Here is a 14,166-nt window from a genome sequence, read left to right as displayed (position 1 = left end):
GATTTTTAAATGACGCATAACGCAAAAAAATCCAGAGTACACTTTCTTTACAATTTACACAATCAAATCAATATCGTACATCATTATTCACAACTATATTACAACAACAATTAAATCCAATGATTAAAAAAAACAAACCCCAAATTTTATTTTTTATTCTTTTAAATTTATTTTTTTCTCTAAACGCATTTTCTCAAAAAAGTGTTTACGCTGGAATTGAAATCGGAAGAAGAGCAATAAAAGTTTCTGTTGTCGATGTAAACAACATCAGAAAAGCCGACTATAAAATTCTTTATTTTGCAACAGACAGACTTGATTTTGCTGCACATATTGCCGAAAAAGGCGAACTTCCTCAAGAAGACATCAACAAAATTGGTATTACAGTTGTCGATCAATTAAAAAAAATAAAAACTGATTTTAAACTTCTTGAAGAAAACATCTTTATAGTAGCAGCTCCCGTTTTTGCACAAGCACGTAATATTGATGTTTTAAAAACCAAAATTAATACGTTAACTAATAAAAATCTTGACGTTTTAAACGTTAACGAAGAAGCAAAAACACTTGTTAAAGGTGCAATGCCTCCAGTTGATTTTGCTAATGCATTCTTACTTGATATTGGCGCTCAAACTACTAAAGGTGGTTATATTGATGAGCTTGAGGACGATAAATTAGAATTTATTCCTTTAGAACTTGATTTTGGAACTATGACGCTTACTGACGCAGTAAAAAAGACAGTTGTCAATCCAAATCAGGCAAATGACATGGCTACTTATCAGGAAAAAGCATTTGATTTCAATCCTATTTTGCGTAAAAAAGTAAAAGCATTACTAGATGCAAATCCTCCTTTGGCTAAAAAAAATAAAATCTATTTGTCTGGCGGTGCTGTTTGGGCTTTTGCAACGTTATACTACAATGACGAAATAAAAGAACATTATATTCCTTTAACTTTAGAAGATGTTATCAATTATGATGCTATTCTGAAAAACAATTTTGTGAAGTTTACCAACCAGGCAAAAACCAACAAAGAAGTTGCCAGAGTTTTAAGCACTTATGACCAGCAATATCTTATTTCAGCAAATAATATATTACAGACTTGCCTTGAAAGTATTCCAAATTTACAATCGAAAAAAGTACTTTTTGTAAAAGAAGGACAAGTAATCTGGTTGATCTCTTACATTGCAGATCGCTCTAAAAAAGTAAATACTAATTTCTAAGGTATTATTTAAATAGAAAAAGCTTCAGAGAAATCTGGAGCTTTTTTTTTATTTAAGATGAAAAAAATTAATTGGCCTGCAAAAGTTTATTCAGCCCTTCTTTTTCAAACAAAATTCTTCCCACTTTAATATCCGACCATCCTTTTTTTAGTTTATAAGTAAATGTTGGAATATTATCTATCAGCTCGCAGTCGAGATAATAAGTCGAAACGGTATCATTAGTCAGATTTTTTAATTCCTGAATATGCGTCGAAATTAAAAAATACGAATTCGAATAAATACTGACACCATTTATGGTTCGGGTACAAATTTCTAAAGCATCTTCAACATTCGTTCCGCTAAAAAGCTCATCAAAAACAACAAAACATCTTTTGCCGTCAGCCGCTTTTAGAACTACATCTTTGACATTAATTACTTCTGTCATAAAATGACTATAGCCATTCAAGATATCATCGCGTTTGTTTATTCCAATTGAAAAATCAGTACAAAATGGAATTTCTGCCGAAGAAGCCGGAATACCAAAACCCAAATTTCCTAAATAAAGACACAAACTTACCGATTTAAGAAAAGTAGATTTTCCAGACATATTTGGTCCATTCAATACAATTACATTCTTAAATGCCTTAAAACTGTTTTTGATAGGATTTTCGACTAATGGATGGTAAAAATCATTAATATTCAGGGTGTTTTCTGTAAGAACCGGAAAAACAAATTCACGCTTTATGATTGCTTTACTAATCGACAAATACGATTCAAACAAAAATAAATCGTCCCAAAATTTTTCAATTTTTCCTTCTTCCTGCAATGCAGAAATTTTAGCTGTTATTTTTTTGAGATGCTTGCTCTTTAATTGTTTTTCCCTAATTATATATTCGTATTTACTCAATTCAAAAAATGAAAGAAAAGACAAAATTCTATTCAAATCCTTTCTATATGATTCAGGAAAATGAATAAGATTCAATCTTGTAAAACAAGTCGATTCTAGTCGATAAAAAAATAATATTAATAAATGGATTTTATTGTGCGTAAGAATTTCATCAGCAGTTGGACCAAAAAACAAAAAGCGTTTCCAGTTGATTTCTTCTTCTCTAAAATTGTTTAGAAAAAAATGAACTTCATTTAAATACAAAACAGTATAAGAATACTTTTCCAGAACCTCATTATTCAAAGCAAATCCTTTAAGAATATTTTGCCTTTCAACAATTTGGCTTTCGGTTGTTAAAGGCGTTTCTAATAAATAAAGAATCCTTTTTTTAGTGAAGCTATTTAGTGAAAAATCAAAAATAGGCAATACTTCTTCTCTTATGTTTAAATCCTGAATATTGTTCATACGCTTAAATTATCCTTAATAAATACGTTAGGCTGATAACTAAATTTTGTTTAATCTAAAGTAGTAAAATTCTTCAAAAAAGACACACCCAGAAATCTATTAAATTTATAAAGTTTAAAACGTTTTAACAAATAAAGCATACCATATTCATTAATAATCGATGAAATACATTTTTAAAACATTTGTAATTAAAAAATCAAATAAAATTATCAGACAACAAAACATTAAACAAAAATTAACAAATCAATAGTTGTTTTAAATTGTGAATATCTATTTGAGAATTTGAGGCATATTTTCTCTTTAAAATCTATCTTTGACATCCTTAAAAATTACAAGAAAATGAGCGCAACTTGGTACGAATGCAAAGTAAAATATAGAAAAACAGATGAAACTGGAGGGCAAAAAGTTTTAACCGAACCTTATTTGGTTGATGCTTTATCTTATACAGAAGCTGAAAAAAGAATGACCGAAGAAATGGCCGCTTATACTAGTGAAGAATTTAAAATCACAGCTATCAAAGTGGCAAATTATGCCGAAATTCATCCTTTTGAAAATGCGGACAGATGGTTTAAATCTAAAATCACTTTAATTGCTTATGATGAAGAAAGCGGTAAGGAAAGAAAAACAAGCATGTACATGCTTATTCAGGCAAACGATGTTCGCGAAGCTTTCGACAATACACTTCACGTAATGAAAAATACAATGGGTGAATATTCTATTCCGGCCATTTCAGAAACAGCAATTATGGATGTTTTCCCTTATTTTAGCGGTGAAGAAGGCGAAACAGAAATGCTGGAAAGATTCAATACACTGAAAGCTTCTAAACCTGTAGCTGCCGAAGTTCAGGATACAAACGAATTTGATCCTACTTATTTAGAAGAAAGTCTTTAAATGCAAGACATTTTCTAATAAATGAAAATAAAAAAGCAAAATAGAATTCTATTTTGCTTTTTTATTTTACACTATTTTAATAAAGCATTTTTGCCAATGGCGTCACTGCCGAAGCTGATTTTGGCAATAAAGATGTAAGTGCATCAAATTGTGTTGGACTTATATTTTTTTTCATTTTAGCTATAAAAGACTCTCTACTGGCTGTCATTTTAGAAGTATAACCCGCCTTATCTGTAGCCATTGTAGGCAAAATGTTCTTCTTTTTATTTAAAGTTTCATTTACCAATGAATTCACAATCGGTTTTTGGGCCTCGGTTAATTTTAATTTTGGAGATAATACGCCCATAACCTGATTCGAGAGACTAGCAACATCAAAAGCAGGAACTGCTGTTGTCGACGCCTTACTCGCCGCTTTTGTAATTTCTCCTACACTTTGCGCATTTGCAAATGAAATTGCCCCTAAAAGGACAGCCGCAATCAATAATTTCTTTTTCATGGTTTTTTCTTTTAAAGTTATTGCTGGGTATTAAAGGTAATAAAAATGTCAATTCAGTTGACATTAAACAACCATAAACATCTAGATATCTGATATTTACAATATCCTATTGTAAAATATTCTGAATATTCAAAAATCAAAATAAATCCTATCTTAGCTACAGAATTACGCGTTGATTTAAAACCACTTAGACCACCAAAGCCAAACAAACCTAAAAAACCAAAATCTACATGACCAAAAAGACATTTATTTTAATTGGGTTTATCATTTTAAAATTTGCACTGCAGTATATTTTGCTGAGTCCGGAATATGATCTGCAACGTGATGAATATCTGCATCTGGATCAGGCGCATCATTTGGCTTGGGGATATTTATCGGTTCCTCCTGTAACTTCCTGGTTTTCGTATATCATTTATTTACTCGGAAATACTGTTTTTTGGGTCAAGTTCTTCCCTGCCCTTTTTGGCGTTTTGACACTTTTAGTGGTTTGGAAAACAATTGAGGTTTTAAAAGGAAATTTATTTGCTTTGATTTTAGCTTCAACTTGCATTTTACTGTCATCGCTTTTACGATTAAACATGCTTTTTCAGCCAAATTCGTTAGACATTTTATGCTGGACCGCTTTTTATTTCACAGTTATTCAATACATCAAAAGTGAAAAAGTAAAATGGCTTTATGCAGGCGCCATCATTTTTGCTTTTGGCTTTCTGAATAAATACAATATTCTTTTTCTTTTAATCGGACTTTTACCTGCACTTTTGCTTTCAAAACAAAGAAAAATTGTTGCTAACAAAAATCTTTATTTTGCTCTGATTTTGGGATTAATTTTAATTCTTCCGAACCTTTTATGGCAGTATAACAATCATTTTCCGATTGTGCATCACATGAAAGAATTGGCCGAAACGCAATTAGTAAATGTTGATAGAGCTGGATTTTTAAAAGAACAATTATTGTTTTTTATTGGCGGATTTATCGTTATTCTTTCCTCCTTTTATGCACTGCTTTTTTATAAACCTTTTGCAAATTATCGATTCTTTTTTCTTTCGATTGTCTTTACTCTTTTAGTTTTTATTTATTTCAAAGCTAAAGCATATTATGCAATTGGTCTTTATCCAATTTATATTGCATTTGGTGCCGTTTTTTTAGGCGAAATTTCAAAATCAGGATGGAAACGATTCTTACAACCAGTTTTAATCCTGATTCCGCTTTTGCTTTTTATTCCAATTTATAAAGTCGCTTTTCCTAATAAAACACCACAGGAAATAGTTGCAAAACCTGAAAAATATAAAAAATTTGGAATGCTTCGCTGGGAAGACGGAAAAGATCATGAATTACCTCAGGATTTCGCCGATATGTTGGGCTGGAAAGAACTTGCCCGAAAAACCGATTCGGTTTATGCTTTGTTTCCAAAATCAGAAAAAACCTTGGTGCTTTGCGACAATTACGGTCAGGCCGGAGCAATAAATTATTACACCAAAAACGGAATTAAAGCCGTTTCTTTCAATGCCGATTATGTCAATTGGTTCAATTTAAACATCTATTACACAAACCTAATTAGAATAAAAGAATTTGAAGAAAACAGCACTGAGTTTGCAGAAACAAGTCCGTTTTTTGAAAAAGCTGCAATTGGCGGTGAGATAACAAACAAATTTGCCCGTGAATACAAAACCACAATTTTTGTTTTTACCAAAGCTAAAATCAATATCAACAAAAGATTAGAACAGGAAATTAAAGAAGAGAAAAATTACGACAAATAAATGATCGACTTCAGCACAATTGAATATTTAAAATCTGGAAATGAAAGACAAATTCTGGCTTATGAAACTTTGACTAAAAATAAGATCTTAGAAGTTTTGATTGAATTTGATCCAATTCTTGTTGGCACAATTCCAATAAATATTGACATTGAAAACAGCGATCTTGATATCATTTGTTTTTGGAAGAATAAAAATCATTTTATCGAAAAAGTCACTTCTCTTTTTAAAAATAAATCCGATTTTACAATCAGAGAAACTGTTATAAATCAGCACGAATCTATAGTTGGAAATTTCAAACTAGATGATTTTGAAATTGAAATATTCGGACAAAATATTCCAACCAAAAATCAAAACGGCTACAGACACATGATTATCGAATACCAAATTCTGGAATCGCGAGACGAAAATTTTCGGCAGGAAATCATAAAACTCAAACAAAACGGTTACAAAACTGAGCCTGCTTTTGCCAAATTATTAGGTTTAAAAAATGATCCTTATATAGAATTACTGAATTATAAAATCTAATTGCAAAACTAAAACAATCGCAATTCACTACACAACAAACAGTTACAAACTAAATTTATTAAAATAAAAATATTTCACTAATTCCTTTGAAAAACTGTATTTAGTGCTTATCTTTGCACCCGAAACATCGCGGGATAGAGCAGTAGGCAGCTCGTCGGGCTCATAACCCGAAGGTCACAGGTTCGAGTCCTGTTCCCGCTACTAAGAAAAACACCACTTATTACAAGTGGTGTTTTTTGTTTATAGCAATATTTATCTTTTTATATTTGATAAAAATCAATTTTACTGCAATGAGAAAAACATCATTAATAATTCTCCTATTTATCTTAACAATTTCATATAATTGTTTTTCGCAATCTTTAGTTTTTGAAAAAATTGTTCAAGTCGACTCCACAAAATCAAAAGAAATTCTTTTCGAAAGACTTAATAGTAAATTGATTGATTATTATGGAGGACAAAATAATTTTAATAAAAACATTATTCAATCTGATAAAGAAAATGGAGTTATTAAAATTAAGCAAGAGATGCGCTATAGTAAAAATGAATTTATGAATAGTGCTAACGGTGTGATTGATTTTAATATAAATGTATTTTTTAAAAAAGGACGATGTAAGGTATTAATCGATAATATTACGCATACCGGTATGGGTATATCTATGGGAGCCATTACTGAAAACAAAGAATATCCTCATACTGACAAAGATTACTTAAAATTTCGTAAAAGAAAATGGATCGAAATTAAAGATTTTATTTATTCTGAAATGCCAAAGAAGATTTTGATGATTGAGAAAATTCTTAATACACCTTTAGAGCAAGAAAATGAATGGTAAATCATAAGAATGTATAAGATAAGCTTCAGAGAAATCTGGGGCTTTTTTGTTTTCATTGAACTAGAAATTTGATTTAGGCAATAAATATCAAATCAAGAGATATTCGAACAACATTCATAATTCTTAAAAAGACTTCAAAAAACAGGAAAATCTCGTCTCATAAATCCATTCTCAAAAAATAATCGCTATTTTTAACAAGATTTCGTTTAACATTTTAACTATCAAACCGCCAAAAAATGAAAAAAAACCTTCTTTTATTGTTAATTATAGCTTTCTACTCTTTCACAACTCCTGAAGAGATCGTAACCGTTTCAGGTAAAATCACAAATACTGAAAATAAAACAATCCGAATTAAAGGGGAAATGTTTGATAAAGAAATCAAGCTAAAACCAGATGGAAGTTTTTCAGAAAACCTACCATTACAATATGATGGCATTTATAAAATTGAAACTACTAAAAATAGCATTCCTGTATATTTAGCTAAAGATTCTAAATTAGTACTATCTACTGATGATGCGAACTTAAATTCAACTTTAAAATTTACTGGCAAAGGAAGTGTAGAAAATCAATATCTTGCTAAAAAACAGCTTATAACTTCAGCAATTTCAGATGAAGAACTTTATAAACTTAACGAAAATGAGTTTCTGAAAAAACTTCAGGAAATAAAAAATTCGATTAACACTTTATACCTCAAAACAAAATTCACTGATGCTGATTTCAAAGTAAAAGAAGCCAGAAGTATTCATTATCTAGAGCAAAAACATTTGTTTTTTTATAAAGCATTTGCAAGTGCAAGAGGTGATAAAGTTTCTGAAAAGTACCCAAAATTTGATCAAACAATCGATATGGACAATGACTCTGATTTTTTATTTTCAAATGAATATCAAGGAATTGTGCTATACAAATTCTATGAAAATATTAAAGGAGATGGCGGTGTTGATTTTGTAACTGCTAAAAATGCAATTCCAGAAATTAAAGCTCTTAAAAGTCAAAGCATAAAAAATCATTTAATTGAAAATTCAGCAAACGATATAAATATAAAAAATCTTAATTACGCTAAAATATATCAGGAATTTTTATCCATTACAAATGACCCAATTATTAAACAAACGCTAACCGCCAATTATAACGCAACAAATGCATTACAACCCGGTAATCCATCTCCAAAGTTTGATTATGAAAATCAAAAAGGAGGAAAAACTAGCTTAGAAAACTTAAAAGGAAAATATATTTATATTGATCTTTGGGCAACTTGGTGCAGTCCATGCCGTGAACAGTTCCCATTTCTTCAGAAAGTGGAAGAACAGTATAAAGGAAAGAATATTGAATTTGTCGCTATTTCTTTAGATGCGATAAAGGATCACTCAAAATGGAGCAAATTTGTTTCAGAAAAACAATTAAGCGGCATTCAATTATTGGCAGATAAGGAATTTGAATCAAAATTCATAAAAGATTATGGTATTCATGAAATCCCGATATTTATACTTCTTGATCCTAATGGCAATATTGTTTCGGCACGTGCTCCAAAACCTTCTGACCCTAAACTTATTGATTTATTGAACAGTTTAAAAATATAATATCAAATTTCTAAACAATAAAAAAAACTGCGTAATTCTGAAAATTTCAGAATTGTGCAGTTTTTCATTTTAGCATTTCCAAAAGCAGAATTACAATGCCTTTCCAGATTGCAACAAAAGATTTGTAGCTGTTTCAAAAACATCTGAAAGTCTCTTATGACATGAAATACCTTCATAAAGAATAAATTATTTTTTCTATCTTCCCAAAATAAAATTCAAGCGAAATGATCTTTCTTCCTTCAATAAAAAAATCAGTTTTATCCATTTTAATTCTACTGGCAAGTTTTTTTCTATTTTCTTTTTATCCGAAAAGCACCGAACAAATCAATTTTAAAAAAGAAAAAAAAGTTTTGATTTTCTCCAAAACAAACGGTTTCAGACATGAAAGCATTGCTGCCGGAATTGCCGCCATCAAAAAATTGGGAACCGAAAATCATTTTATTGTAGATGCTACTGAAGATTCTCTTGCAATTAATTCAAAAAACTTAAAACAATATCAAGTCGTTATATTTCTTAGTGCTTCGGGGCATGTTTTGGGAGAAGAACAGAAATTGGCTTTACAGAAATTCATTGAGAAAGGAAATGGCTTTGTAGGGATTCATTCCGCTACAAACTGCGAACCAGACTGGCCTTGGTACACTAAAATGATCGGCGGTATTTTTGAAGGTCATCCAGAACCTCAGATTGCAAAACTTGTAATTGTGAATAAAGAGCATCCATCAACCAAACATCTTCCTGCGATTTGGGAAAGAAAAGACGAATGGTACAATTTCAAATATATAAATCCCGACGTAAATGTGCTCATAAAAATTGATGAATCATCTTATAAGGGCGGCAAACATGGTGACAATCATCCTTTAGCATGGTATCACAATTATGATGGCGGAAGAGCATTTTATACAGCCTTAGGTCATAGTCCTGAAAGCTACAGCGATCCGCTTTTTGTACAGCATTTGCTTGGAGGCATCAACTATGCATTTGGCAATTAAATACTTCGAAAAAGAAAGCAAATATCAAACAATTCATCAAAATCCAACTCCTATACAAACAATATTTACATGACCAATTTTGACACAATTAAACCTAAACAACATTTTAAAGTTCTTGACGGACTAAGAGGTGTTGCTGCGATAGCCGTTGTAATTTATCACTTTTTAGAAATAGCAATTTCCGATTACAGCAAGAATTTATTTGCTCACAGTTTTCTTGCTGTCGATTTTTTCTTTTGTCTTTCGGGTTTTGTGATTGCTTACGCTTATGATGACCGAATAGCAAAAATTGGTGTTTTCGAGTTCTTCAAATTACGCCTTATACGATTACATCCGCTTGTTATTTTAGGATCAATTCTAGGTTTGATTGGGTATTTTGTTTTACCATATGGAGACATTACAAACAGAAGCATTTCTGAAGTTCTGCTCTTATTTATATGTTCATTATTATTAATTCCGCTTCCAATAATGAAAGAGCGTTATTACAATAATTTTGGATTAAACGCTCCGGCTTGGTCTTTGTTTTGGGAATATATTGCCAATATTTTTTATTCCATATTCTTATATCGTTTATCTCGTAAAATCATTCTTTTGCTAACTTGTATTGCAGGAATAGCTCTAGCTTATGTTTCTTATCATGCAAAAGGCATTTCAGGTGGTTGGGGCGGCGACACTTTTTGGCATGGCGCTGCACGGATTTCATACTGTTTTCTGGCCGGAATGACCGTTTACAGATTCAAATGGATTATCCCTTCAAAAATTGGGTTTTTAGGACTCTCATTACTTTTATTCCCTACATTTATATATCCATTCAACCAGGAATTCAATTTCATTACAGAACCTCTTATTGTTTTGTTTTATTTTCCGTTTATAATTGCTTTGGGAGCTGGCGCCGGAACTTTAAAAAATACAGAAAAAGTTTGTGTCTTTTCAGGAAACATATCTTATCCGCTATATATGACACATTATTTCGCAATGTGGATATTTGCTTCGTACAATCAAACATATAAGTTTACTGGCCTGACATTATACACAGTCGTTTTTATAGGAACGCTGCTTTTAATTGGATTCGCTTATCTAGTTATGACCTATATAGATATTCCGATTCGGAAATATTTGACAGGAAAAAACAAAGTGCAAAAAGCTTAATTTTTCTTTAAGCTAGACTTCTTAACAAAAAAAAGACCGTTCAAAATGAACGGTCTTTATATTTTTATTAAGCACTAAACTTAAGCTCTGAACAAAGCATATTTATTATAATTGAACAAAACTTTGTCATAAGGAACATACAGCGAAACATTTTTTTCTGAAGATGCATCAAATTGGATTCCGTGATGTTTTCTGAACAAATAAATTTCTTTCAGGCAATTAGAAAGACTTTGGTGGATTTCAGTTGTAAAAGTTGGAACTTTTTTATCTCCTACCAAAAGATCAATTTGATAATTTGAACTACTTTTTGATAAGTTGTTCCCAATGATTCTCAGTGTAAATGTTGTTTTTTTTCCGTATTCTTCGCCTTGATATTGCAGTGTCATAATTTTAACATTAAAGGTTAATTATTTTTCTCTTTCGGGCTTCAGCCAAAACAGCCGAATCTAATTTTAAAATTAAAGAAAAAAACTAAAAGTTTTTTAAATATTTTCACAAAATTAAAGCAATAATCCTGAAAAAGGAAATAAAAAAAACCGTAACGAATTACGGTTTTCAACAATTAACTAAATATATTTAATCAACTTTTTTCAGAGTAAAATTCATTCCATAAGCACGATTAATTTTCGGTAATATTTTTTTGTCTTTCAGCATTTATTTCTAATAAAAACGGATTCCCATTTTCATCAAACATTGTCATATTTAAAGCGTCTAATAAAGCTATTTTTTTTGAAACTCCTCCCTTGAATTTGTTGTAAGAAAGATTCATTTCAGAAAGTTTATTCAGCTTTCCAAGTCCATCCGGAATTTCTCCTTCAAAACTGTTGTCAAATAAACTCAGATTCTCTAAAGCTCTAAAATTCACGATTTCTCTGCTCAAATTTCCTGATAATTTATTGCCATTTAAAAGCAATACTTTTAAGGTCGAAATTTTATAAATCGAACTTGGCAGCGAACCTTGAATTTCATTATTAAACAATGCAAGAACTTCTAATTCTTTTAATTTTCCAAGATCAGCAGGTAATTCTCCAGAAATTTTATTTTTAAAAAGCTCCAAGTCTTTCAGTTTTTGCAAATCGCAGATTTCTGCCGGAATTGTTCCCGAAAATTTATTATCAGAAACATTTAAAACTTCAAGTTCTTTGAGATTATGAATGTTGTTTGGCAAATTTCCTTCTAATTGATTTTTTTGAAAATTTACCTGAACCAAATTTATCAAGTCAAAAAATTCTGCAGGCAATTCTCCTTGCAAATTGTTGTCTGACAAATCTAACGCTATTACTTTTCCATTTTCGGCACGAACTCCATACCACGTTGATACAGAAAGGGATAAATCCCATTTCATTTTCCACTCCGGACCATTTGTGGCATGGTATAATTTTATCAGGGCCTCTTTTTCTTTATCTGAAACAGTATCTGCAAAAGAATTGATAGAAAAAGCGAGTGCTATAAAAAAAGTAATTAAGCTTTTCATAACAGATTTGGGGTTTGTTACGCTTACAAAATTAGACATTTCATAGACATAATACATCAGATGTCGATAAAGTGTTAATAAGTAAATAATTAACAGCTTTTTTACTACTTACTACAAAAATGCTACGTTTACATTTTTTTGACTACATTTGATTCAACTAATCTAAAAACCTCATATTATGGAAATTAACTTTATTGCACTATTGGCTGCTGCTGTTGTTACTTTAGTAACTGGATTTATTTGGTATCATCCAAAAGTATTCGGAACAATCTGGATGAGAGAAAATAATTTCACTCAAGAGCAATTAAGAACTGGAAATATGCTAAAAATCTTCGGATTAACGTATGTTTTTTCTTTAATGATTACTGTGATTTTAATGGCTTTGACTATTCATCAATCAGGCGCAGTTGGAATGGTAGGCGGACCACCAAAGTTAGCTGAAGCAAAACCATCATTCGCTGCATTCATGGCAGATTACGGAACGGCATACAGAACTTTTAAGCACGGTGCACTTCACGGCTTTATGTCTGGATTATTTTTTGCTTTACCAATTGTGGGAATCAATGGTTTATTTGAAAGAAAATCGTGGAAATATATTTTAATACACGCAGGTTATTGGATGCTGACACTTATGCTCATGGGCGGAATTATCTGTGCATACGCATAATCAAAATATACAAAAACCCGTTTGAAACCAAAACTCAAACGGGTTTTTCTTAATAATAACTTAAAGGAAGTAAGTTATTGCAAATATTATCTAATTTTGAAGAAATTAGCGCACACTTTTGAATACAACTTATTCTTTTCAAATCTACAATCGCACGTCGTTGCTCCCTTCAGAATGGAACTCGCTTGCAGCAGAAAACATTTTTTTGACACGGGAATATCTCGAAGTACTGGAAAATTCTTGTCCGGTAAATATGATTTGTCATTTTATTGGAATTTTTAAAGATGAAAAGCTAGAAGGAATTGCTTTAACTCAATTTTTGTTTGCTGAAAAACTTGAATCTTTTGGCGAACGTGATCAATGTTTAAAAACATCTGTGCGCAATTTTGCTTTCAAAAATTTTGCTTCACATGTATTGTTCGTTGGCAATAATATGCTTACAGGACAAAATGCTTTTGTTTTTTCTAAAAATACAGAAATCCAAAAAGCTGTAAAAACACTTCATAAAGCTATAAATCAGCTCAAAAAAGATTTAAGATCTTCTGGTAAAAAAGTTCACATTACTAGTATAAAAGATTTTACTTCGGAGGAAATTAAGCCACTTCAAGCTGAATTCAAAAACAATTATACGTTTTCGACACAGCCCAATATGATTTTTGAAATCAATGAAAATTGGAAAACCGAACAAGATTATATCGAGGCTTTATCAAAAAAATACAGAGATCAATACAAGCGCGCACGCAAAAAATCAGAAGGAATTATAAAAAAGAAAATGTCTTTGTCTGATATCAAACAGTATGAAGATGTTATTTATGATTTGTATTTTCATGTGGCAAAAAATGCACCTTTCAATACCTTTTTTCTGGCGCGAAATCATTTTAGTTTTTTCAAAGAAATCATGAAAGATAACTTTTTGTTTTATGGTTATTTTTTAGATGAAAAACTTATTGGATTCAACACATTAATAAAGAATGGAAATGTAATGGATACTTATTTTCTAGGTTATGATGAAAATCTGCAACGCGAAAAAATGCTGTATCTAAACATGCTTTACGATATAATTGCCTATTCAATCAATCAGGGTTTCAAAACAATTGTATTTGCGAGAACTGCACTCGAAATCAAAAGTTCTGTTGGCGCAAAACCTTTAAAAATGTATGGTTTAATTACGCACAGCAATGCATTGATTAATCATAATATTGCCAAATTATTCCAGTATTTGGAACCAAAAACTGAATGGCAGGAACGAAATCCGTTTAAATAAAAA

Annotated in this window: 14 protein-coding genes and 1 tRNA gene; 11 read left to right on the top strand and 4 right to left on the bottom strand. The window is 30.8% G+C overall.

Annotated elements, in window-relative coordinates:
- The first annotated feature begins 119 nt into the window (after nt 1-119).
- The gene (locus GQ47_RS19145) at nt 120-1,214 is read left to right on the top strand and encodes a Ppx/GppA phosphatase family protein (RefSeq protein ID WP_035651839.1); all 1,095 of its coding nucleotides are present in this window, start codon (nt 120-122) and stop codon (nt 1,212-1,214) included.
- A 67-nt stretch (nt 1,215-1,281) separates the two neighbouring features.
- Here GQ47_RS19145 and GQ47_RS19140 read toward each other — a convergent pair whose 3' ends face one another.
- Nucleotides 1,282-2,544, bottom strand: a complete 1,263-nt coding sequence (locus tag GQ47_RS19140) for a MutS-related protein (protein WP_035651838.1) — start codon at nt 2,542-2,544, stop codon at nt 1,282-1,284.
- A 339-nt stretch (nt 2,545-2,883) separates the two neighbouring features.
- On the opposite strand from GQ47_RS19140, the gene GQ47_RS19135 reads away from it, so the two are divergent.
- Nucleotides 2,884-3,435, top strand: a complete 552-nt coding sequence (locus tag GQ47_RS19135) for a DUF4494 domain-containing protein (RefSeq protein ID WP_035651836.1) — start codon at nt 2,884-2,886, stop codon at nt 3,433-3,435.
- A gap of 76 nt (nt 3,436-3,511) precedes the next feature.
- Here GQ47_RS19135 and GQ47_RS19130 read toward each other — a convergent pair whose 3' ends face one another.
- Entirely contained in the window at nt 3,512-3,931 is a 420-nt protein-coding gene (locus GQ47_RS19130; protein WP_035651834.1) for a hypothetical protein, read from the bottom strand.
- Between the two features lie 230 nt (nt 3,932-4,161).
- Here GQ47_RS19130 and GQ47_RS19125 point away from each other — a divergent pair, with 230 nt between their 5' ends.
- From GQ47_RS19125 to GQ47_RS19095, 7 genes are all read left to right on the top strand, one after another.
- Nucleotides 4,162-5,688: an ArnT family glycosyltransferase gene (locus GQ47_RS19125; RefSeq protein ID WP_035651832.1), complete on the top strand. Its 1,527-nt coding sequence runs from the start codon at nt 4,162-4,164 to the stop codon at nt 5,686-5,688.
- Nucleotides 5,689-6,213 carry a DUF4269 domain-containing protein gene (locus GQ47_RS19120; RefSeq protein WP_035651831.1) on the top strand — a complete coding sequence of 175 codons (525 nt, stop codon included), beginning with the start codon at nt 5,689-5,691 and terminating at the stop codon, nt 6,211-6,213.
- A 128-nt stretch (nt 6,214-6,341) separates the two neighbouring features.
- Nucleotides 6,342-6,414: transfer RNA gene (locus tag GQ47_RS19115), tRNA-Met, on the top strand.
- Nucleotides 6,415-6,503: 89 nt separating this feature from the next.
- A complete protein-coding gene (locus GQ47_RS19110) occupies nt 6,504-7,043 on the top strand; it encodes a DUF4468 domain-containing protein (RefSeq protein WP_035651829.1) in 540 nt (179 codons plus the stop codon).
- Nucleotides 7,044-7,279: 236 nt separating this feature from the next.
- On the top strand, nt 7,280-8,620 hold the full coding sequence (locus GQ47_RS23800; RefSeq protein WP_035651828.1) for a TlpA family protein disulfide reductase: 1,341 nt from the start codon (nt 7,280-7,282) through the stop codon (nt 8,618-8,620).
- Nucleotides 8,621-8,844: 224 nt separating this feature from the next.
- On the top strand, nt 8,845-9,609 hold the full coding sequence (locus GQ47_RS19100) for a ThuA domain-containing protein (RefSeq protein WP_035651826.1): 765 nt from the start codon (nt 8,845-8,847) through the stop codon (nt 9,607-9,609).
- A gap of 69 nt (nt 9,610-9,678) precedes the next feature.
- A complete protein-coding gene (locus GQ47_RS19095) occupies nt 9,679-10,758 on the top strand; it encodes an acyltransferase family protein (RefSeq protein ID WP_035651825.1) in 1,080 nt (359 codons plus the stop codon).
- An 80-nt stretch (nt 10,759-10,838) separates the two neighbouring features.
- Here the strand turns inward: GQ47_RS19095 and GQ47_RS19090 are convergent, their stop codons facing one another.
- Both GQ47_RS19090 and GQ47_RS19085 read right to left on the bottom strand, forming a co-directional pair.
- Nucleotides 10,839-11,144 (bottom strand): hypothetical protein, encoded by a 306-nt coding sequence (locus GQ47_RS19090; RefSeq protein ID WP_035651823.1) that lies wholly within the window; start codon nt 11,142-11,144, stop codon nt 10,839-10,841.
- Nucleotides 11,145-11,377: 233 nt separating this feature from the next.
- Nucleotides 11,378-12,232: a leucine-rich repeat domain-containing protein gene (locus GQ47_RS19085; protein ID WP_035651822.1), complete on the bottom strand. Its 855-nt coding sequence runs from the start codon at nt 12,230-12,232 to the stop codon at nt 11,378-11,380.
- A 178-nt stretch (nt 12,233-12,410) separates the two neighbouring features.
- Here GQ47_RS19085 and GQ47_RS19080 point away from each other — a divergent pair, with 178 nt between their 5' ends.
- Complete coding sequence (locus tag GQ47_RS19080) at nt 12,411-12,899, top strand: DUF1761 domain-containing protein (protein ID WP_035651820.1); 489 nt, start codon at nt 12,411-12,413, stop codon at nt 12,897-12,899.
- 118 nt (nt 12,900-13,017) lie between these two features.
- A complete protein-coding gene (locus GQ47_RS19075) occupies nt 13,018-14,163 on the top strand; it encodes a peptidogalycan biosysnthesis protein (RefSeq protein WP_035651819.1) in 1,146 nt (381 codons plus the stop codon).
- Nucleotides 14,164-14,166: the final 3 nt, after the last annotated feature.

The sequence above is a fragment of the Flavobacterium sp. ASV13 genome, assembly GCF_000745775.1.
In the GTDB taxonomy this organism is placed as follows: Bacteria; Bacteroidota; Bacteroidia; order Flavobacteriales; family Flavobacteriaceae; genus Flavobacterium.
This window is presented reverse-complemented; position numbering and strand designations above follow the sequence as displayed.